Below are 21,371 nucleotides of genomic sequence, written 5' to 3'. Positions count from 1 at the left end.
TTAAGTGCAGCATGTGCTCCATCAGCCCCATCCCGGTGCTGACCAGGAGCCAAGCCCATGTCGAACCCGATCAAGCTCTACAACTTCCCAAAGTCTGGCCATGCCCATCGCATCGAGTTGATGCTCTCGCTACTGAACCTGCCCACCGAGCTGGTGTTCGTCGACCTGGCCAAAGGCGCGCACAAGCAGCCGGACTTCCTCGCCCTCAACCCGTTCGGCCAGGTTCCGGTCATTGATGACAACGGCACGGTGATTGCCGACTCCAACGCCATCCTCGTCTACCTGGCCAAAAAGTATGACAACGGCGCGTGGCTGCCCGAAGAACCGGCCGCCGCCGCCCGTGTGCAACGCTGGTTATCAGTCGCTGCCGGCCCGTTGGCCTTTGGCCCGGCCGCCGCCCGCCTGGTCACGGTGTTCGGGGCTTCATTCAATGCCGACGAAGTGATTGCCCGTGCCCACACCTTGCTCAAGGTGATCGATGCCGAGTTGGCGAAGACGCCATTCCTGGCGGGTAGCACACCCACGATCGCGGATGTTGCCAACTACTCCTACATCGCTCACGCACCCGAAGGCAACGTGTCGCTGGAGCCCTATGCCAATGTGCGCAACTGGCTGGCGCGGATCGAGGCGCTGCCGCGTTTCGTCCCCATGCCGCGCACCGTGATCGGGCTGCAAACCCACGCCTGACACCCGCCATCGCGAGGAACGCCGCCATGCAACAATCGCCTGATCACCGCCCCTCGCCCTGGCATGCGGGTGAAAAGACCCTGCAGGAAAAGGTCGGTGTAGCAGAACGCATGGAGGCGTTCGGGCAAAAGGTCATTCGTGACCACATGCCCGACCAGCACCGAACGTTCTATCACCAGTTACCGTTCATGGTCGCCGCCAGTGTGGATGCCCAGGGTCGGCCTTGGGCCACGCTGCTGGAGGGGCCAGAAGGGTTCGTAAGCTCGCCCGACCCTCGTATGCTGACGATCCACACCACGCTGCCAGCAGATGACCCCGCCACGCCGGGGCTGGTAGCCGGTCAGGCGGTCGGCCTGTTGGGGATCGAACTGCACACCCGCCGGCGCAATCGCATCAACGGGCAGATCCGCCAGGCTGCAGAAGGGCAATTGCAGGTAAGGGTGGAGCAGTCGTTCGGCAACTGCCCGCAGTACATCCAGTTGCGTGACTACACCCGCGTTGCCGAGCCCGCCCAGGCGCGTGTCGATGCGACCACACTGAATGCCACAACCGTCAGCATGATCCAGGCTGCCGACACGTTCTTCGTCGCCAGTTATGTCGAGCAAGGTGACGGCCATCGTTCTGTGGATGTTTCTCACCGTGGCGGCCGGCCAGGGTTCGTCAAGGTCGAGGGCAATCGGCTGATTATCCCCGACTACGCGGGCAACCTGCACTTCAACACGCTGGGCAACCTGTTTGTGAACCCGCGGGCCGGCTTGCTGTTCATCGACTTCGAGAATGGCAATGTGTTGCAACTGTACGGGCGTGCCGAGGTGCTGCTGGACAGCCCGGCCGTCCAGGACTTTGAAGGTGCCGAGCGGCTGTGGACGCTGGAGGTGGAGCAGGTAGTGTGGCGCCCGGCGGCGGTTTCCCTGCGCTGGGCGTTCAAGGAATACGCGCCGACCAGCCTGATGACTGGCACCTGGGCCGAGGCCGACGCACGCCTGCAGCAACGCCAGCGACAGCGCCAATGGCAGGCCTGGCGTGTGCTGCGGGTGGAGCAGGAGAGCCGCGATATCCGCTCGTTCTACCTTGAGCCGCCCAGCGATAGCAGCGTGGTCTTTGCGCCAGGGCAACACATTCCGGTGCAAGTGCAGATCGACGGCGAGGCCGCAATGATCCGGACCTACAGTTTGTCGAGCTCACCCTCCGATGGCTACCTGCGTATCAGCGTAAAAGCGCAGGGGCCCGCCTCTCGGTACCTGCATGAGCGCGTCAAGCCAGGTGATAGGCTGGATGTGCGCTCGCCTATGGGTAGTTTTACGCTGGATGAGCAGAGTACGCGCCCGCTTGTGCTGATCGGCGCGGGCGTAGGTATCACGCCGTTGCTGGCCATGCTGCGTGAGCAACTGAGCAAAGGGCAGGCACGGCGCATCCATTTGTTCCAGGGCGCCCGCAGCCTGGCCGACCTGCCATTCGTGCAGGAGCTGGCAAGCTTGCGGCAACAGGCCGGCGGTGTGCTGCACGTTCATCGCGCCTTGAGCCAGCCAGAAGACCAGGCCGTGGCCGGGCAGGAATATGAGTTTACCGGCCGGCTGGGCATCGAGCAGGTCAAGGCGACGTTGGCGCTGGACGACTACGATTTTTACCTGTGCGGCCCGGGCAGCTTTACTCAGGACCTGTATGAAGGGCTGCGCAAGGTGCATGTGCCGGATGCGCGCATTCACGCTGAAGCCTTTGGCCCGTCTACGCTGCGGCGGCACACGGATGCAGCCCAGCCCACCTTGCAACAGCCGCCGGCGGCCAGCGAGCCAGTGCCTGTGTACTTCGCAGCGTCGGCCAAGGAGGCGCGTTGGGCTCCTGGCAGCGGCACCCTGCTGGAACTGGCCGAGGCGCGAGGGCTTGCGCCGGAGTTCAGTTGCCGGGGTGGATCGTGCGGTACCTGCAAGACCAGGCTGGTGAGCGGCCAGGTGCATTACCCGAACCCACCGGCAGAGCTGCCGGAGGCGGGGTCGGTGCTGATCTGTTGTGCGGTGCCGGCACAGGTAGAGGAGGGGGTACAGGCGCTGGTGCTGGACGTCTGATTCAAGCCCGCTGGGGTCAGTTGTAGGAGCGGGCTTGCCCGCGAAGACGCCGGCACAGCTAACACCAGGCATCCAGATGAAAGATAATCCGCACGCCTTATAACCCCCAGGAGCCCGCATGGACCAGATCCACCTGATGAAGGTGTTCGTCGCAGTAGGTGAGCTGGAAAGCTTCGCCGCCGCCGCCCGCCGCCTGGACATCTCGCCGGCCGCCGTCACCCGCGCCGTCAGCGCCTTGGAAGACCAGCTTGGGGTCAAGCTGCTGCTGCGCACTACCCGCAGCGTGCGCCTGACCGAAGCTGGCGGCCGCTACCTGGAAGACACCCGGCACATTCTGGCCAGTATTCACGAGGCCAACGAAGCGGCCGCTGGCATTAACGCCACCCCCAAGGGCGACCTGGCAGTTACCGCCCCGATCCTGTTCGGCAAGAAGTTCGTCATGCCGTGCATCGTCAGCTACTTGCAGCAGTACCCGGACGTCGATGTTTCCGCCTACTTCCTCGACCGCGTGGTGAACATGGTCGAGGAGGGCATGGATGTGGCCGTGCGCATCGGCCCGTTGCCTGACTCCGGGTTGAAGGCGCTGCGGGTGGGCAGGGTGCGGCGCATGTTGTGTGCCTCGCCCGATTACCTGGCGCGCCATGGTGTGCCGAAGCACCCGTCGGACCTGGCCGGGCATGCGATAATCGGCACTACCAACCTGTCGCCCCGTGCGGGCTGGCGCTTTGGGATGACAGAAGAGCCAACCCTGGTGCGCATGAAGCCGCGCCTGACGGTAACCAGCAATGACGGGGCAATCGCAGCTGCCAGCGGTGGGCTGGGGATTGCCCGGCTGCTGTCGTACCAAGTGGCAGACGAACTGGCCAGCGGGCAGTTGCAGGTGCTGCTGGCCGAGTACGAAGAGGCGCCCTGGCCCATTCATGTGCTGCACCGCGAAAGCAAGTACGGCTCGGCCAAGGTCCGGGCCTTTATCGACATGCTGGCCCAAGACTTGCGCGGTCAGCAGCTGGATTGAGGTCGTACCGCACGTCGAGACGTGGTGCCAGAGAATGTTCGCTATCGTGGCGGCCCTTTTTCAGGCAGCCCGCTCACAACGCCCGATACTGCATCCTGAACCCCAGGTGCGTTGCCTCCCCCCGGTTCAGCAACCGCAACCCCGGCTGACCCGGCAGGTGATGTGCATTGACCGGGTGGCTAACCGGCTCAAAGCAGAAAAACCCTTGCCCCTGCGGGCAGAACAGCAAGAAGTGTTCTGCCCCGTTGGCACTGCACGCCAGTCGATAACCCGCGCTGGGCTGTTCGATCACGCACTCCCCTGGCCAGCCACTGAAGGCGTGATCAACCACCGTCTCGGGCAAACGCCTCATTGCATTGAAACGCCATTGTTCTGGCACCTCGGCCTGGTACGAGGGCAGCCGCCCATTCTCGGCCAGCCACACCTTGCGTGCCGATGCGTACAACCGGGTATCGGGATACCGCGGAAAGTAAGGGTGCAACCCCAACCCGTACCAGTTGGCCGTCTCATCCAGATGGGTTACATGCAGGTCCAGGTTCAGGCAGCCCTCATGCAGATGCACATCCAGCGTGGCCCGGTAAGCAAACGGCACAGCACTGTCTAGCGTCAGCCGTGCTCGCCGTTCACTTTGATGCTCCACCTGCCAGGCCTGCTGCCAGGCACTGCCATGGATCGGGTAAGGGTCATGCCCGGTATTCGGTGCCAGTGGCTGCCAACCCTCGGGCCGGGCAAAACCACCCTCGGCAATGCGGTTGGACCAAGGCGCCAGCGGGTAGCAGGCGAGGCGTCGTGGCGTACCACTTTCCAGTGCGTCCAGGTCGGAATGGCGCAGCAGCGCTTGCCCGGTCGCTTTCACTTCCCAGTTGACCAGGCTGGCGCCCAACTCCGGAGCCAGGCTCAGGCGTGTCAGGCGGTCCTGCAGGTGCAGTTCGGTCACAGACATTCAAGGCTCCATTCAAATGGACAATCAATTGGCCCGACGGTAGGTGAGCAGCACGATGCCGCACACCACCACCGCGCCACCGAGTAATTGCAGGGGGCCGAGTTGCTGGTCGAGCAAGGCCCAGCCCAGCAGTAGCGTGGCGATGGGTTCGACGTTCATCACGGGGGCGTTCTGCGCCATGTTCAGCCTTGGCACACAAACAAACAGCAAGGTGAAGGCCAAGCCATACAGCACGACCAGGCTGGCCAAGGCCGCCCAGCCACTGCTGCTGCCCGGCAGTGACAAACCGGACGGCATCACGCCGCTTGCGCCTGCAACCAGCATGCTGGAGAACACGATCAGCAAGGTCAGCAGGCTGCGTACAGGACCGCGCACGGCAGACAGTTTGTGGTCGGTGATCCACAAGGCACAGGCGAACGCACAGGCGGCGCCGAAGGCCAGGCTGACGCCCAGCGCCCAGTGCGGGTTTACCGTACCGCTGTCGGCCAGGCGTGCCGGCACATCCAGCGCCAGCACCAGGCCGCACAGGATCAGGGCCATGAACAGCACGGTGCGGCCCGTGGGGCGTGCGCCGCCCAGCGCCCAGGTGAGTAGCGCCAGCAGCATCGGGAAGGTGTTGCCCACCAGCAGCGCCAGGGCTACCGGAATGCGCGCCACCGCCGAGTACAGGCACAGGCTCTGGGTGGCAATCAGCAAGCCGAGCAGCAGCTGCCACCGACGCGCACCAGCGGGCAGGGCCAGGGCCTGGCGTTGCCACAGCAGCAGCCCGGCCAGTACCAGGAAGGTAATGCCAGAGCGGCAGAGGATGGCCAGCAGCACGCCGGTGCCGTCATCGAAGGCAATGCGCGCGGCGATGTGGTTGCCGGCGAATGAACAGGCCAGCAGGGCGAGCAGGGCGATTGCCAGTTTGCGCGGGAATAGAGGTACAGCCGAGGAGGGAACAGCCATGTGCAGGATCCATTTGCAGAAAGAACCAGAGGGCTGCTTTGCAGCCCATCGCTGGCAAGCCAGCTCCCACAGGGGGTGCGCAGGGCTGGAAGGCTGCACAATCCTGTGGGAGCTGGCTTGCCGGCGATGGGGCGCAGAGCGGCCCCGATTGCAGTTAAAGCACCACGCTAGGCAGCCACAGTGAAATGGCAGGTATGTAAGTCACCGCCATCAGCACCAGGAACAGCGCCAGGTAGAACGGCAGCAGCGCCTTCACCGTCGACTCGATACTCACCTTGCCGATGGCCGAGCCCACGAACAGCACGGCGCCCACCGGTGGCGTTATCAGCCCGATCCCCAGGTTCACCAGCATGATCATGCCAAAGTGCACCGGGTCCACACCGATACCGGTAATCACCGGCAACAGGATCGGCGTAAGGATCAGGATCAGCGGCGCCATGTCCATCACCGTGCCCAGCAGCAACAACATGAAGTTGATGCACATCAGGATCACGTAGCGGTTGTCCGACAGGGTCAGGAACGCCGTGGTGATCTTCGACGGGATCTGCATCAGCGTCATCACATAGCCGAAGCTGGCGGCAAAGCCGATCAGGATCATCACGATGGAGATGGTCCGCACTGTGCGGTGCATCAGCTTGGGCAGGTCGCGCCACTTGTAGTCGCGGTAGATGAACATGGTCACGAAGAACGACCACACCACCGCCACGGCTGCCGACTCGGTAGCGGTGAACACCCCCGACAGGATACCGCCGAGGATGATGACCATGGCCATCAGACCCCACAGCGCCTCACCGGCAATTTTCAGCGCCTGGCGCAGTGGGATCACTTCGCCCTTGGGGTAGTTGCGCTTCTTGGCGAACAGAAGGCACAGGCCCATCATCACCGCGCTCAGCAGCAGGCCGGGCATCACTCCCGCCATGAACAGCGAGGCAATGGAGACCGTGCCGCCCGCCGCCAGCGAGTACAGCACCGAGTTGTGGCTAGGCGGGGTCAGCAACGCCTGCACCGAACCGCTGACGGTCACGGCGGTGGAAAACTCGCGCGGGTAACCTTTGCGTTCCATCTCCGGGATCAGCACCGAGCCCACCGAGGCGGTATCGGCTACCGACGAGCCGGAAATCGCACCGAAGAAGGTCGAGGCCATGATGTTGACCAGCGACAGCCCACCACGCACGAAGCCCACCAGCACCCCGGCAAAGGCCACCAGCCGCCGCGACATGCCACCTTCGGCCATGATCGCGCCGGCCAGCACGAAGAATGGAATGGCCAGTAGCGAGAACTTGTTAACCCCACTGGCCACCTGGATCATCATCGCCTGCAGCGGGATGTCGATCCACCAGGCGCCGATCAGTGCCGACAGGCCCAGGGCATAGGCTACCGGCATGCCGATCAGAATCAGCACGATGAAGCTGCCCAACAGAATGAACGCTTCCATTTACACAGCTCCTTCGTTTTCTTCGACCAGGTCAAAGCGCACGACCTTGCGGTTGCTCTGATCGCCCAGCAGGAGTTTTTCCAACACAAACACCAGCGTCAGCACGCCGCCGACCGGGATCGGCGCGTAGGTCATGCCGACCCGCACGCCGGGCAGTGAAGCCAGCGACTGGTTCCAGGTGGTGATGCACAGCCGGGTGCCGTAATAGGTCATGAACACGCACACCACGATCATCAGCAGTTGTACCAGCAGGGCGACCAGCTGGCGCTGCAGCGGTGGCAACCGGTCGGTAATCATCCCCACCGCCATGTGCGCGCCGGCGCGATAGCTGGCGGCGGCACCCACGAAGGTGAATACCACCATCAACAGGATCGAGACTGGCTCTGGCCAGCTGGAGCCGGTGCCCAGCACGTAGCGGGCGAAGATGCCCCACGGGATGATCAGCGTCATGGCCAGGATCGAGAGGCCCGCGATCCAGATGCAACTGCGGTACAGCGTGTCGTTCACGCTCAGGAAAAGCGATTTCATAGGCATCACCAAAGCGGCAGGGCGGCGGCCGCCCCACTGCCGAGGTCGTCTTGGAAGGGGCTGGTATTACTGGACGGCGTCGATACGCTTCATCAGGTCGGCGTACGGCGCGCCGTACTTCTCGCGCACCGAAGCGGTGGCTTCGAAGAACGGCTTCTTGTCCACGGTAATGAACTCGACACCCGCAGCCTTGAGCTTCTCTTCGCTGGCGGCGGATTTGGCGTCCCACAGCGCACGCTCTTCCATCTGTGCTTCGCGCGCGACCTTTTTCACCAGCACCTGTTGCTCGGGAGTGAGCTTGTTCCAGGTGGTCTTGGACATCACCACCGGCTCCGGCAGGATCAGGTGGCCGGTCAGGGTGTAGTACTTGGCGCTCTGGAAATGGTTGTGCTCAAGCAAGGTCGGCGGGTTGTTCTCGGCGCCGTCGATCACGCCGGTTTGCAGGGCACTGAAGATTTCCCCGGTGTCCATCGCGATGCCGTTGCCGCCCATGGCGTTCATCATGTCGATGAACAGCGGGTTGCCTTGTACGCGAATCTTCATGCCCTTGAGGTCTTCCAGGCTGCGCACCGGTTTTTTGGTGTAGATGCTGCGCGAGCCGCCGTCCATCCAGGCCAGGGCCACCAGGTTGAAATCGGAGTTGGTGATCTTGTCGAGGATTTCCTGGCCGATCTCGCCGTCGATAATCTTGCGCATGTGTTCATGGTCGCGGAATACGAACGGCATGTTGAATACGTTCACATCCGGTACTACCGGGCCGACGATCCCCAAGCTGACGCGGGTCATCTGCACGGCGCCGATCTGAGCCTGTTCGATTACTTCCTTTTCCGATCCCAGCACGCCGCCGGCGAACATCTTGAAGGTAATGTCGCCATTGCTGGCCTGTTCCAGCTTTTTACCCATGTTCTGCTCGGCGACCACGGTCGGGTAGCCGGCCGGGTGGATTTCGGCAAACTTGATGTCCAGCGCCGAGGCGGGCATGGCCACGCTGAAGGCGAACGGGAGTACGGCAAGAAGCAGCTTGCGTTTGAACGTCATGATGAAACTCCGTGGTTTTTATTATCCGGTTTCGGCCGTGCAAGTGTGGGTGGGGCAGTGGGGCTCAGCCCCGGTAGGCAGGTTCCTCCAGGCCCTTGGTGCCAGGGTTGAGGGCAAATACCCCGCCAGCCAGTGGCTGGTCGCCGAGGTCGATGCCTGCGGGGCGGATCGAGGTGACGTACAGGGTGTCGAGGTTGGCGCCACCAAAGGCGCACATGGCCGGCTTTTTCACCGGCACGCCGAGCGAGCGGTCGAGGCGACCGTCGGGGGTGAAACGGTGGATCTGCCCGGCGTCGTTGCCACAGATCCAGTAGCAGCCATCCTGGTCGACCGCGGCGCCGTCGGGCCGCCCTGGGTAGCCGCGCATGTCGACGAACAGCCGTTTGTTGTGGGGCGTGCCGCTGTCGATGTCATAGTCGAAAGCCCACACCTTCTGCACATTGGGGTGCGAGTCGGACAGGTACATGCGCTTGCCGTCGGGGCTGAACGCCAGGCCGTTGGGCACGATCATGCCGTCCTCCTGCAAGTGCAGGTGGCCTTCGCCGTCATGCCGGTACAGCGCACCCACATGGGCGCCTTGCTGCATGTCCAGCAGCATGGTCCCGGCCCAGAAGCGGCCCTGACGGTCGCAGCGGCCATCATTGAAGCGCATGCCGCCTTGGGCATGTTGCACGCTGGCGATCAGGCGGCTATCCAGGCGGCCATCGGCTTTGGCCTGGATCTGATAGATGCCGCTTTCCATACCTGCCACCCACCCTTGGCCGCTACGGGCAACGCAGGCGAGCATCTCGTCGCCTTGCCAGACTTGGTGCGCGCCATCGGCGGCCTGCCAGCGGTGCAACTGGCGGGCGGGAATGTCGACCCAGTACAGGGCCTGTTCGCTGGGGTGCCACACGGGGCTTTCGCCGGTACCATTACGGGCATCGACGATCAGTTCGCAGTTCATGGCCGTGCCTCCTGGCGAGGGGTCAGTTGAACGGGCCGGCCACGGCGAAAGCGCCGCCCTGGTAGACCATGCTCGGGTCATCGGCGGCGGGTGCCGGTTGGGCCTCCACGGCAGCGCGGAAGGTTTCGGAGCTGTCCTTGGGGGCATAGCCCAGGTGCGCGGCATGGCGGTTGTCCCACCACACGGTGCGATTGTCGGAGGCGCCGTAGACAATGGTGTGGCCAACCCCGGGGGTGAACAGCCCGCGTTCGATCAGCTGCACCAGGTCGTCGTAACTGAGCCAGGTGCAGAGCATGCGCAGGTTCTGTGGCTGCGGGAACGACGAGCCGATGCGAATGCTGACGGTCTCGATGCCGTAGCGGTCAAAGTAGAAGCTTGCCATATCTTCGCCGTAGCACTTGGACAGCCCGTAATAGCTGTCGGGACGGCGCGGCGCGTGAGCGTCGATGCGCTCATCCTGGCGATAGAAACCGATGGTGTGGTTGGAGCTGGCGAAGATGATGCGCTTGACCCCATGCTTGCGCGCCGCCTCGTACACATGGAACACGCCGCAGATATTGGGGCCGAGAATCTCTTCGAAGGCGTGCTCGGTAGAAACCCCGCCAAAGTGGATGATGGCGTCTACGCCTTCGACCAGGGCATGCACCGCAGCCTTGTCGGCCAGGTCACAGGTAATGACTTCTTCATGTGGGCCCGCGGCCGGGGCCATGGGGCTGATGTCAGACAGGCGCAGGACCTCGGCGTAGCCTTGCAGGCGTTCGCGAAGGACCTTGCCCAGGCCGCCTGCGGCTCCGGTGAGCAGCAGGCGATTGAAGGGGGTAGTGGTCATGGCCGGCTCTTGTTGTTTGTTGTTGTAGGTTGTCGTATGACTTGAGTGATTATTGGCGGTGGTTCTGTGTATTGTCAATGAGGCTTGGGCGGCTTTTGCCGGCCTTTTCGCGGGTAAGAAATGCGAAAGGCCTGCGCGGTCGCCCGTAGGAGCGGGTTCACCCGCGAATGGGCCGGCCCTGCTGGCCAATTTCCACCCGCCGTTCACCGTTGCCGCCACCACCGTATTCGCGGGTAAACCCGCTCCTACACATGATCGAGGGTGGACACAGGTCGGTGGTTGGGCGCAGGCCGTCGTAGGAGCGGGTTTACCCGCGAAAGGGCCGGCCCTGCTGGCCAATCCCCACCCGCCATTCACCGTCGCAGCCACCACCGTATTCGCGGGTAAACCCGCAGTTCTTGATCAGAGCAACGACAACGGATAGTTGAAGATCAACCGGTTCTCATCAAACTCGTTATTGCTGTAATCCCGACGAATCGATGAGTTACGCCATTTCACACTCAAATCCTTGAACGCCCCGCTCTGGATCACATACGCAAGCTCCGTTTCACGCACCCACTCCTTGCCATCGGTCACCCCCCCGCTGTGCACATCGCGCCCGCTGATGTAGCGGTTCATCAGGGTCAACCCCGGTACCCCGACGGTGACGAAGTTGAAGTCATGACGCACCTGCCACGAACGCTCGTTGGCATTGTCGAAGCTGGAGTTGTAACTGTCGTTGGCCAAGGTCCCGCCACTGGTGCCGTTCACCCGCATCCAGGTATCACCATCGACTTTCTGCAGCCCCACCCAGAATGTGCTGCCGCCGTACTTGGCCGAGAACATCCCCGAGTAGGTCTTGTTGTCCAGCTGCCCGGCGCGTTCGGAGCCGTCCTCGTCACCATGGAAGTAGCCCAGGTTCGCACCCAGGGTCCAGTCACCCACCGGTTGGCTGTGGCTCAGTTGCAGGTATTGCTGCTGGTACACGTCCTTCAGCACCGCATTCCACAGCCCGACCAGCGTGCGGTCCTGGTTGAACTTGTACTCGCCGCCGACGAAGTTGAAGCGGTCCGACACGCCGCCGCCGTAGCTCATGTCTTCCATGCTCGCGTCGTTACGCGGGCTGTTGCCGCGGAACTGGCCGCCGTACAGGGTCAGCCCGGCGATTTCATTGGAGGTAACCTGCCCGCCACGAAAGGTTTGCGGCAACGAACGTCCGTCGTCCGAACGCAGAATCGGCAGCACCGGCATCCATTCACCGATCTTCAGTTCGGTCCTGGAAATACGCGCCTTGCCCGCCACCGCCAGGCGCCCGTAGTCGTCTGCCGGCTTGCCATCGTCATGGCGTGGCAGCAACGCCGTGCCATAGGTACCGCCACCGCCATCGAGCTTGACCGACCACAGCCCCAGCACATCCACGCCGAAGCCTATTGGCCCTTCTGTGAACCCCGAACGGGCATCGAGAATGAAGCTTTGCGTCCACTCCTCGGCCTTGCTTTGCGGGTTGCTGGGGTTGGTGAAGTTGCGGTTGATGTAGAAGTTGCGCAGCCCGAGGGTGGCCTTGCTGTCCTCGACAAAACCCGCTGCCAGGCTGGTGCCCGGCAGGCCGGCGATAGCCCCGGCGCCAAGCAGGGCGAAGGGTAGGGTGTGGCAGATTTTCATTATTGTTGTGCTCCCTAAGGGTGTGGCAGCCCGTCCACCGGGCACGCGCAAGCGGCCTGCGGCAGGGGCGGGTAGTTAACGGGCCGGTCAGGGCCAGGGGTGAATGCGCGGTAACCGGGCGCTACGTACTGGAAGGTGTACGCGAGCTGGCCGGGCGAAGAGGGGTATGCAACAGGTGTGGGTGCAGCGGGATGGGTGTCGACATGGGTTCGTCCACGGATTGTTGTTTTTGTTATGTGTTGTCGTACAACTGTGGGCGATTATTAGCAAGGGGGAGGAGGGCTGTCAACGGCTGATCGCAGAGCAAATAGGGTACTAGACGCCAAATACTGAGCGGCAGAGGCTCTACCCTGAACGCGCTGCAGACATACTACAACTGCCATGCCACGCATGTACGCGACCTATTGGTAGGAGCGGGCTTTCCCACGAGCACGGGTAAAGCCCGTGCCATCCACCCCATTGGCTGCCTCGCACCGCAAACCGGGGACAGGGTTACAAATGAAATCGAAACAGCGGTGGCTCCATCCCCGAGCCTGCGCTATCTTCAGATCTGGCCTCGACCTTGACCACGTAGACTGGCATGTCCAGTCCCGGCATCCTTGCTGGTGCCGTACCCCTCCTGTCGGCAGGGGCGTCTCCGCAGCGCTTGAGGGTCCAGCTGGATGACCTATAGCCTCGACTTCGATGCCCGTGCATTGAAAGAGTGGAAGAAGCTGCGCGATACCGTGCGTCAGCAGTTCAAGAAGAAACTGGCAGAGGTCCTGCTGAAACCTCGAATCGAGGCAAACCGCCTTCACTCGCTGCCAGATTGCTACAAAATAAAGCTTCGCAGCAGTGGGTACAGGCTGGTCTATCAGGTCATTGACCAAGAGATTGTGGTTTTTGTCGTCGCTGTCGATCGTCGTGAAAGAGACCAAGCTTCGCGGCGGTTCAACGCCTCGATGAACCCGCACAGATCCCCCATCAGCCCAGAGGGCTCATTGCCAAGTCAGGCATACCAGCTTGCCGGATAACCCCGGCAAACTGCGATCTCTGTAGGAGTGGGTTCACCCGCGAAGAGGCCAGCACAGGCAATACAATGCCCGCTAAACCCCATGCATCCGCAGCGCCCGCTCAATTTGCGCTTCTCCACCAGCCCCGGCAACTTCACTTCCCCAGCCAGCAACACCGGTATATCCCGCATCTTCACCCAAGGCTCACTTTTGGCCATCCTGATGGGGGAGCCGTTTCTGACGGGAACGGGATTCCGCTATGTGAGCGTTCTTAAGCGCCGGAAAACGTTATCGCGATGTCCAAAAACAGGCAGTGTCGGCAGCCGTAGGAAACGTCCTATTCTGCTTCTGCCTGGCAATAAAAAGGCTGCCATTTGGCAGCCTTGTTGATGCTCAGCCCGGACAATCAGTCCCAGCTCAACGCACCACCCGTCTGATACTCAATCACGCGCGTCTCAAAGAAGTTCTTCTCTTTCTTCAAGTCCATGATCTCGCTCATCCATGGGAACGGGTTGGTAGTCCCTGGGTACTCTTCCTTCAGGCCGATCTGGGTCAGGCGACGGTTGGCGATGAACTTGAGGTAATCCTCCATCATCGCTGCGTTCATGCCCAATACCCCGCGTGGCATGGTGTCTCGGGCGTATTCGATCTCCAGTTGGGTCCCTTGCAGGATCATCTGGGTCGCTTCTTCCTTCATCGCCGCATCCCACAGGTGCGGGTTCTCGATCTTGATCTGGTTGATCACGTCGATGCCGAAGTTCAGGTGCATCGACTCGTCACGCAGGATGTACTGGAACTGCTCGGCAACGCCGGTCATCTTGTTGCGGCGGCCCATGGACAGGATCTGGGTGAAGCCGCAGTAGAAGAAGATGCCTTCCAGTACGCAGTAGTAGGCGATCAGGTTGCGCAGCAGCTCCTTGTCGGTTTCGACGGTGCCGGTGTTGAATTCCGGGTCGGAGATGGCGCGGGTGTACTTCAGGCCCCAGGCGGCTTTTTTAGCGACCGACGGGATCTCGTGGTACATGTTGAAGATCTCGCCTTCATCCATGCCCAGCGACTCGATGCAGTACTGGTAGGCGTGGGTGTGGATCGCCTCTTCGAAGGCCTGGCGCAGGATGTACTGGCGGCACTCCGGGTTGGTGATCAGGCGGTATACGGCCAGGGCCAGGTTGTTGGCAACCAGCGAGTCGGCAGTGGAGAAGAAGCCCAGGTTGCGCATGACGATGCGGCGCTCGTCTTCGGTCAGGCCGTCCTGGCTCTTCCACAGGGCGATGTCGGCGGTCATGTTGACCTCTTGCGGCATCCAGTGGTTGGCGCAGCCGTCCAGGTACTTCTGCCAGGCCCAGTCGTACTTGAACGGTACCAGCTGGTTGAGGTCGGCGCGGCAGTTGATCATGCGCTTTTCATCCACTGCAACGCGGGCCGAGGAGCCTTCCAGCTCGGCCAGGCCTTCGGCAACGTCGAGGGCGTCGAGGGCAGCCTTTGCACGTTTGACGGCTTCGGAGTCAGAAGCGGTGGCCACACGGGCCTCCAGGGCGGCGGCACCACCGGCGCTGTCGAGCTTGTCGAGGGTGGCGGCGGCAGCGGCCTGCGCAGGGGTGTTGCCTTTGGCGGTTACTTCGCCGTCTTCTTTGTCGAATTCGTCCCAGCTCAGCATGATTTGGCTCCTGCTTGAGGGTCGCCCAGGGGCAACCGGTTGGATTTTAAGAATGTGATGCCTGACGCAAGGCCGTAATGGCGAATGGGCAGCTCGAGAGGCTGACTCTCGTTTACATCTGAATGTGTTCTGGCTTGTACCTGGCCAGGCCTCTGGGAGGGGCCAGGACAATTGAATAGGTGCTCTTTTCAGAGGGCGCAAAGTATACCGGAATTCACCTTCGATCGGGGCGCATGTGTTGCCGGCGAGGGTAACTTTTTCGACCGGTTTGGCGTGCGTCCGTTCACGAAAAAAGGTGGCTTCCTCTACGGGGGGAGAGTGTAGCGCCAACCTATATGTTGTGCCAGTTTAAATTTCAAGGCACATCATATGGTGTTTCTTGAGGGCTTTGTTGGCGAAACCGGCCTCACCGCGGGCTGGACGGGGATGAGGCCAGCCACCACTAGCTACGGTGGGTATACAGCGTTTCGACAATATGTGTCTTGGGGTGCTTGCGTGCCTGTTCCACCGAGGTAAAACGGCCGGTTTCTGCGTTGCGACCAATCTTGCGAGTTGCCGGTTTTTTCCGCGCCATGGGCTTACATCCTTTTTTGAGAGGTCCTGTTCTTTTACCGAGCTGCGTGAACAGTGGGCAAAGGGCAAGGTTTCTCTGAGGCGCGGATACAAAAATGCCGCGCGGGGCACCCGTAGGCACCCCGCACGGCATTCAGGCCTTACTGGCAGGCTTCGCAGTCAGGCTCGTCGATCGCGCAGGCCTTCGGCACTGGCGCAGGGCCTGCTGCCTGGACCGGGGCGCTGTCGCCACCGCTGGAAACGGCGTTGAGCTTGCCGGTGTTGATGGTCGACTTCTCGGTGCTGGTGGCGGCCAGGGCACGGAGGTAGTAGGTGGTTTTCAGGCCACGGTACCAGGCCATGCGGTAGGTCACGTCCAGCTTCTTGCCCGAGGCGCCGGCGATGTACAGGTTCAGCGACTGCGCCTGGTCGATCCACTTCTGGCGACGGGAAGCCGCGTCGACAATCCACTTGGTCTCGACTTCGAACGCAGTGGCGTACAGGTCTTTCAGCTCTTGCGGGATACGCTCGATCTGCTGTACCGAACCGTCGTAGTACTTCAGGTCGTTGATCATGACCGAGTCCCACAGGTCGCGGGCCTTGAGGTCGCGAACCAGGTACGGGTTGATCACGGTGAATTCGCCCGACAGGTTCGACTTCACGTACAGGTTCTGGTAGGTAGGCTCGATCGACTGCGACACGCCGGTGATGTTGGCGATGGTCGCGGTTGGTGCGATGGCCATGATGTTCGAGTTACGAATACCTTTCTGTACGCGGGCACGTACCGGCGCCCAGTCCAGGGTTTCTTCAAGGTTGACGTCGATGTACTTCTGGCCACGGGCCTCGATCAGGATCTGTTGCGAATCCAGCGGCAGAATGCCCTTGGACCAAAGCGAACCCTGGAAGGTCTCGTAGGCGCCGCGTTCATCGGCCAGGTCGCAGGAAGCCTGGATGGCGTAGTAGCTGACCGCTTCCATCGACTTGTCGGCAAATTCGACGGCAGCATCGGAACCGTAAGGAATGTGCTGCAGGTACAGCGCATCCTGGAAGCCCATGATGCCCAGGCCGACCGGACGGTGCTTCAAGTTCGAGTTACGCGCTTGCGGCACCGAGTAGTAGTTGATGTCGATCACGTTGTCGAGCATGCGCACGGCGGTGTTCACGGTGCGTTGCAGCTTGGTGGTGTCCAGCTTGCCATCGACGATGTGGTTCGGCAGGTTGATCGAGCCCAGGTTGCAGACTGCGATCTCGTCCTTGTTGGTGTTCAAGGTGATTTCGGTGCACAGGTTCGAGCTGTGGACCACGCCCACGTGCTGCTGCGGCGAACGCAGGTTGCACGGGTCCTTGAAGGTCAGCCATGGGTGGCCGGTCTCGAACAGCATCGACAGCATCTTGCGCCACAGGTCTTTGGCCTGGACGGTCTTGAACACCTTGATCTTGTTGTACTCGGTCAGGGCTTCGTAGTACTCGTAGCGCTCTTCGAAGGCCTTGCCGGTCAGGTCGTGCAGGTCTGGCACTTCCGAAGGCGAGAACAGGGTCCACTTGCCGTCATCGAAGACGCGCTTCATGAACAGGTCAGGAATCCAGTTGGCGGTGTTCATGTCGTGGGTACGACGGCGGTCATCACCGGTGTTCTTGCGCAGCTCGATGAACTCTTCGATGTCCAGGTGCCAGGTTTCCAGGTAGGCACACACGGCGCCTTTGCGTTTGCCACCCTGGTTGACCGCAACGGCGGTGTCATTGACCACTTTCAGGAACGGAACGACGCCCTGCGACTTGCCGTTGGTGCCCTTGATGTACGAGCCCAGTGCGCGCACAGGGGTCCAGTCGTTGCCCAGGCCACCAGCGAATTTCGACAGCATGGCGTTGTCGTGGATCGCGTGGTAGATGCCCGACAGGTCGTCCGGCACGGTGGTCAGGTAGCAGCTGGACAGCTGCGGGCGCAGGGTGCCGGCGTTGAACAGGGTCGGGGTCGAGGCCATGTAGTCGAACGACGACAACAGGTTGTAGAACTCGATCGCACGGGCTTCCTTGTCCTTTTCTTCCAGCGCCAGGCCCATGGCCACACGCATGAAGAACACCTGCGGCAGCTCGAAGCGCACGCCATCCTTGTGGATGAAGTAGCGGTCGTACAGGGTCTGCAGGCCCAGGTAGGTGAACTGCTGGTCGCGCTCGTGGTTGATCGCCTTGCCCAGTTTTTCCAGGTCGAAGTCGGCCAGGGCCGGGTTCAGCAGCTCGAACTCGATACCTTTGGCGACGTAGGCCGGCAGGGCCTTGGCGTAAAGGTCAGCCATCTCGTGGTGGGTGGCGCTGTCGGCTACATTCAGGAAGCCGAGGCCTTCGGCGCGCAGGGTGTCCATCAGCAGGCGGGCGGTAACGAACGAGTAGTTCGGCTCGCGCTCCACCAGGGTACGGGCGGTCATCACCAGGGCAGTGTTGACATCCTTGATGGCCACGCCGTCGTACAGGTTCTTCAGGGTTTCGCGCTGGATCAGGTCGCCATCGACTTCGGCCAGGCCTTCGCAGGCTTCGCTGATGATGGTGTTCAGGCGGGCCATGTCGAGCGGCGCCAGGCTGCCGTCAGCCAGGGTGATGCGGATGCTCGGGTGCGGCTCGACCACGGCGTCGGTGTTGGCGCGGGTGGCACGCTCCTTGGCGCGCTGGTCACGGTAGATCACGTAGTCGCGGGCAACTTTCTGCTCGCCGGCGCGCATCAGGGCCAGTTCGACCTGGTCCTGGATTTCTTCGATGTGGATGGTGCCACCCGATGGCATGCGACGCTTGAACGTGGCGGTAACCTGCTCGGTCAGGCGCGCGACGGTGTCGTGGATGCGCGACGAAGCGGCGGCGGTACCGCCTTCAACTGCGAGGAACGCCTTGGTGATGGCCACGGTGATCTTGTCGTCGGTGTAAGGGACGACAGTACCGTTGCGCTTGATCACGCGCAGTTGGCCAGGGGCGGTGGCAGCCAGATCCTGGTTGGAATCGGCGGCCTGCGGCACCTTGGCCTGCGGGTTCTCGCGAGTTGTGTCGGTTTGCATGGGTGGGTGTCTCCACAATTTCTATATTGTTCAGGCGCCCTAGGGGCGCCCACCGTTCCGTCCACTTGCTCGATGGCCCTGCAGGGATGCACAAAGCATGCGCATCCGCCCGCACGGGCGTACCGACTTCGGGACAGACTCAGGAATAAGGGCAATGGCTTGCCGCTCCCTGGCCGAAGTCAAAGGTTTTGGGCGGGGCCCAAAATCTGTTGCTGATGGATGCCAGGGCTGGCCTGCAACACCCATGCCCGAACAAGGCCCTGGAAGGGCTTGCCTCGGTCGCCTCCGCAGGAGCGGTTTGGCTGCTGAAATCACCTGAAGTTCCACCCGAAAAATCGCTTGATCTTGCGGGTTGACTTTTGTGTGTGATTTTGCACGAACCCCTATATCTAGTGGTTCGCTGCGATCGGGATACAAGATAATGCGGTATGGGGGGCTTTGCAAGGCGAGCGCCTGTGGATAAGTTGTGTGTACTTTGTGAGTGAATGGTGGGTATTCGCTGTAGGCCTTGTGCCAAGTGGTTTGCAGTATTTTTCTGCGCCGTGACGCCCTTGGGCAGTTTTTTTCGGGCGCGATCCCTGTCACAAAAAACGGTTCAGTCGAGGGGGCGGTAGGGGGCATGTCTGAAGATCTGGGGGTGCCAGGGAGATCGAGCGTCGCGCGGGCGGCGCTCGATCTCGCAGGCCCCACCCATCTACATTCATACTCTCAGCTGCCCTGACACGATCCCAAGAACAAACAAGGCCAAAGCCATGGACCAAACCCTACCCCGCATCCTCATCGTCGAAGACGACCAGCGCCTGGCCGAGCTGACCGCCGAGTACCTGCAGGCCAACGGCTTCGAGGTCAGCGTCGAGGGCGATGGCGCCCGTGCGGCGCGGCGCATCGTCGACAGCCAGCCCGACCTGGTCATCCTCGACCTGATGCTGCCCGGTGAGGACGGCCTGAGCATCTGCCGCCGGGTGCGCAGCCAGTACCAGGGGCCGATCCTCATGCTCACCGCGCGCAGCGATGAACTCGACCAGGTTCAGGGCCTGGACCTGGGCGCCGACGACTACGTCTGCAAACCCGTGCGCCCACGCTTGCTGCTGGCGCGTATCCAAGCCCTGCTGCGCCGCAGCGAAACCCTGGACAGCAAGCGCCAGCACCTGGCCTTCGGTGCCCTGCGTATCGACAACCGCCTGCGTGAGGCGCACCTGGGCGAGCAGTTGATCGAGCTGACCGGCGCCGAATTCGATCTGCTCTGGCTGTTGGCCAGCAACGCTGGCCGGGTGCTCACCCGCGAACAGATCTTCACCGCACTGCGTGGCGTGGGCTACGACGGCCAGGACCGCTCCATCGATATCCGCATCTCGAAAATTCGCCCCAAGATCGGCGACGACCCGCTTCAGCCACGGTTGATCAAGACCCTGCGCAGCAAAGGCTACCTGTTCGTTGGCGAGGCACCATGAACAATTCGATCTTCCTGCGCGTCTACGGCGGCATGCTGGCCGTGCTGGTGCTGGTGGCCCTGCTTGGCGTGCTCAGCCTGCACCTGGTCAACGAAGTACGTGCAGCCCAGCATCGCGAGGGCCTGGCCCAGGGCACCTTCAGCCTGATGGCCGACAACCTGGCAATGCAGAATGAAACCCAACGCAAGCGTTCGCTGCTGATCTGGGAACGCCTGCTTGGCGTGCCGTTGGCGCTACAGCCGATGAGCGCACGCAGCCTTGACGGTGGCCAGCGGGCGCGCCTGTACCGTGGCCTGGTGGTGGTCGAGAAAATTGGCCCGCATGCGGCGCAAGTGCTACGCAAGGTGGGCCAGGAAGACCTGATGCTGGTCGCGCAGATCAAACAGATCAGCGAGCAGTTGGCGCGGGCCACCCTCTATCTATTGGCCGACGAACTGGTGCGCTACCCGGTGACCGAACAGCAGCAGCGCCTGGCACAGATCAAGCAGGAAAAGGGCTTCGGCTTTGGCGTTGCCTTGCAACGTATCGAGCGGGTCAGCCTGGACGATGACCAGCGGCGCCGCGTGGAGGAGGGCGACACGGTGATGGCGCTGGGCAAGGATGGTGACTCGATCCGGGTGTTCGCCGGGCTGACGGGCTCGCCATGGGTACTGGAAATCGGCCCACTGTACCAGCTCAACCCTTACCCGCCGCAGTTGCTGATCCTGATCGCCTTCCTTGGTCTGTGCCTGATCGGCCTGGTGGTCTACCTGCTGGTGCGCCAGCTGGAGCGTCGTGTGTCGGGCCTGGAGATTGCTGCCACGCGCATCGCCCAGGGCAGCCTGGATACCCGCGTGCCGGCCGGCGACGCCGACTCGGTAGGACGCCTGGCTGCAGCCTTCAATGGCATGGCCGAGCACCTGCAGCGTTCGCTGACCATGCAGCGCGAGCTGGTGCGAGCGGTGTCCCACGAGCTGCGCACGCCGGTGGCGCGCCTGCGCTTTGGCCTGGAGATGATTGAAAGCGCCACGACTGAACAGATGCGGGCAAAGCACCTGGCGGGCATGGACGGGGATATCCAGGACCTCGACAAGCTGGTCGACGAGATGCTGACCTACGCCCGCCTGGAGCAGGGCGCACCGGCCTTGAAGTTCCAGCGGGTCGATCTGGATGCCTTGCTCGATCGGGTGATCGAAGAGCTGGCACCTTTGCGTGCCGAGGTGCGGGTGGTGCGTGGCGACTGCCAGGGTGCCGATGCTGAAGGCGCCTGGGTCGAGGCCGAGGCGCGCTACTTGCACCGGGCTTTGCAGAACCTGGTCGGCAATGCCATGCGTCATGCCGAGGGCGAAGTGCGCCTGAGCTATCAGCTGGGCCAGCAACGTTGCCGCATCGATGTGGAGGATGACGGCCCGGGGATCCCCGAGGGCTACTGGGACCGCATCTTCACGCCCTTCACCCGCCTTGACGACAGCCGCACCCGCGCTTCGGGCGGGCATGGCCTGGGCTTGTCGATCGTGCGGCGGATCATCTACTGGCACGCGGGCCGGGCCACGGTGGGCCGCAGCGAGGTGTTGGGTGGCGCTTGCTTCAGCCTGAACTGGCCACGGCAGCAGGCACCGCTGTAAA

Annotated in this window: 16 protein-coding genes and 1 pseudogene; 6 read left to right on the top strand and 11 right to left on the bottom strand. The window is 62.3% G+C overall.

The window, feature by feature from the left end; translation table 11 throughout:
• The first annotated feature begins 57 nt into the window (after positions 1–57).
• The 3 genes from LVS58_RS14525 to LVS58_RS14515 all read left to right on the top strand — a co-directional run bounded on the left by LVS58_RS14525 (position 58) and on the right by LVS58_RS14515 (position 3,765).
• Positions 58–687, top strand: a complete 630-nt coding sequence (locus tag LVS58_RS14525; protein ID WP_233691658.1) for a glutathione S-transferase family protein — start codon at positions 58–60, stop codon at positions 685–687.
• A gap of 26 nt (positions 688–713) precedes the next feature.
• Positions 714–2,750, top strand: coding sequence for a pyridoxamine 5'-phosphate oxidase family protein (locus LVS58_RS14520; protein ID WP_233691657.1), 2,037 nt, complete (start codon positions 714–716; stop codon positions 2,748–2,750).
• 118 nt (positions 2,751–2,868) lie between these two features.
• Complete coding sequence (locus LVS58_RS14515; RefSeq protein WP_233691656.1) at positions 2,869–3,765, top strand: LysR family transcriptional regulator; 897 nt, start codon at positions 2,869–2,871, stop codon at positions 3,763–3,765.
• 73 nt (positions 3,766–3,838) lie between these two features.
• Here LVS58_RS14515 and LVS58_RS14510 read toward each other — a convergent pair whose 3' ends face one another.
• The 8 genes from LVS58_RS14510 to LVS58_RS14475 all read right to left on the bottom strand — a co-directional run bounded on the left by LVS58_RS14510 (position 3,839) and on the right by LVS58_RS14475 (position 12,073).
• Complete coding sequence (locus tag LVS58_RS14510) at positions 3,839–4,708, bottom strand: aldose 1-epimerase (protein WP_233691655.1); 870 nt, start codon at positions 4,706–4,708, stop codon at positions 3,839–3,841.
• Positions 4,709–4,732: 24 nt separating this feature from the next.
• Entirely contained in the window at positions 4,733–5,656 is a 924-nt protein-coding gene (locus tag LVS58_RS14505) for an EamA family transporter (RefSeq protein ID WP_233691654.1), read from the bottom strand.
• 154 nt (positions 5,657–5,810) lie between these two features.
• Entirely contained in the window at positions 5,811–7,091 is a 1,281-nt protein-coding gene (locus LVS58_RS14500; RefSeq protein WP_014755560.1) for a TRAP transporter large permease, read from the bottom strand.
• Positions 7,092–7,619, bottom strand: a complete 528-nt coding sequence (locus LVS58_RS14495; RefSeq protein ID WP_233691653.1) for a TRAP transporter small permease — start codon at positions 7,617–7,619, stop codon at positions 7,092–7,094.
• A 66-nt stretch (positions 7,620–7,685) separates the two neighbouring features.
• Positions 7,686–8,657 carry a TRAP transporter substrate-binding protein gene (locus tag LVS58_RS14490; protein WP_003254830.1) on the bottom strand — a complete coding sequence of 324 codons (972 nt, stop codon included), beginning with the start codon at positions 8,655–8,657 and terminating at the stop codon, positions 7,686–7,688.
• 64 nt (positions 8,658–8,721) lie between these two features.
• Positions 8,722–9,603 carry a glucurono-1,5-lactonase gene (locus LVS58_RS14485; protein WP_233691652.1) on the bottom strand — a complete coding sequence of 294 codons (882 nt, stop codon included), beginning with the start codon at positions 9,601–9,603 and terminating at the stop codon, positions 8,722–8,724.
• 22 nt (positions 9,604–9,625) lie between these two features.
• Complete coding sequence (locus LVS58_RS14480; protein ID WP_233691651.1) at positions 9,626–10,432, bottom strand: NAD-dependent epimerase/dehydratase family protein; 807 nt, start codon at positions 10,430–10,432, stop codon at positions 9,626–9,628.
• 402 nt (positions 10,433–10,834) lie between these two features.
• Complete coding sequence (locus LVS58_RS14475) at positions 10,835–12,073, bottom strand: OprD family porin (protein WP_233691650.1); 1,239 nt, start codon at positions 12,071–12,073, stop codon at positions 10,835–10,837.
• A 662-nt stretch (positions 12,074–12,735) separates the two neighbouring features.
• Here LVS58_RS14475 and LVS58_RS14470 point away from each other — a divergent pair.
• Positions 12,736–13,002: pseudogene (locus LVS58_RS14470) on the top strand (type II toxin-antitoxin system RelE family toxin); the annotation flags it as partial.
• Positions 13,003–13,471: 469 nt separating this feature from the next.
• On the opposite strand, the gene LVS58_RS14465 reads toward LVS58_RS14470, so the two are convergent.
• The 3 genes from LVS58_RS14465 to LVS58_RS14460 all read right to left on the bottom strand — a co-directional run bounded on the left by LVS58_RS14465 (position 13,472) and on the right by LVS58_RS14460 (position 18,315).
• Entirely contained in the window at positions 13,472–14,722 is a 1,251-nt protein-coding gene (locus tag LVS58_RS14465) for a ribonucleotide-diphosphate reductase subunit beta (RefSeq protein WP_233691649.1), read from the bottom strand.
• A gap of 442 nt (positions 14,723–15,164) precedes the next feature.
• Positions 15,165–15,296 carry a hypothetical protein gene (locus tag LVS58_RS25080; protein ID WP_267954471.1) on the bottom strand — a complete coding sequence of 44 codons (132 nt, stop codon included), beginning with the start codon at positions 15,294–15,296 and terminating at the stop codon, positions 15,165–15,167.
• A 139-nt stretch (positions 15,297–15,435) separates the two neighbouring features.
• Entirely contained in the window at positions 15,436–18,315 is a 2,880-nt protein-coding gene (locus LVS58_RS14460; RefSeq protein WP_233691648.1) for a ribonucleoside-diphosphate reductase subunit alpha, read from the bottom strand.
• 752 nt (positions 18,316–19,067) lie between these two features.
• Here LVS58_RS14460 and LVS58_RS14455 point away from each other — a divergent pair.
• On the top strand, positions 19,068–19,766 hold the full coding sequence (locus LVS58_RS14455) for a response regulator transcription factor (protein WP_233691647.1): 699 nt from the start codon (positions 19,068–19,070) through the stop codon (positions 19,764–19,766).
• Complete coding sequence (locus LVS58_RS14450; protein WP_233691646.1) at positions 19,763–21,370, top strand: ATP-binding protein; 1,608 nt, start codon at positions 19,763–19,765, stop codon at positions 21,368–21,370. Before LVS58_RS14455 ends, LVS58_RS14450 begins: the two co-directional genes overlap by 4 nt.
• Position 21,371: the final 1 nt, after the last annotated feature.

Source organism: Pseudomonas sp. JR33AA, assembly GCF_021378985.1.
GTDB lineage: Bacteria > Pseudomonadota > Gammaproteobacteria > Pseudomonadales > Pseudomonadaceae > Aquipseudomonas > Aquipseudomonas alloputida.
Note: the sequence above shows the minus strand (reverse complement) of the source record. Positions and strands in the feature narration are given on the sequence as shown.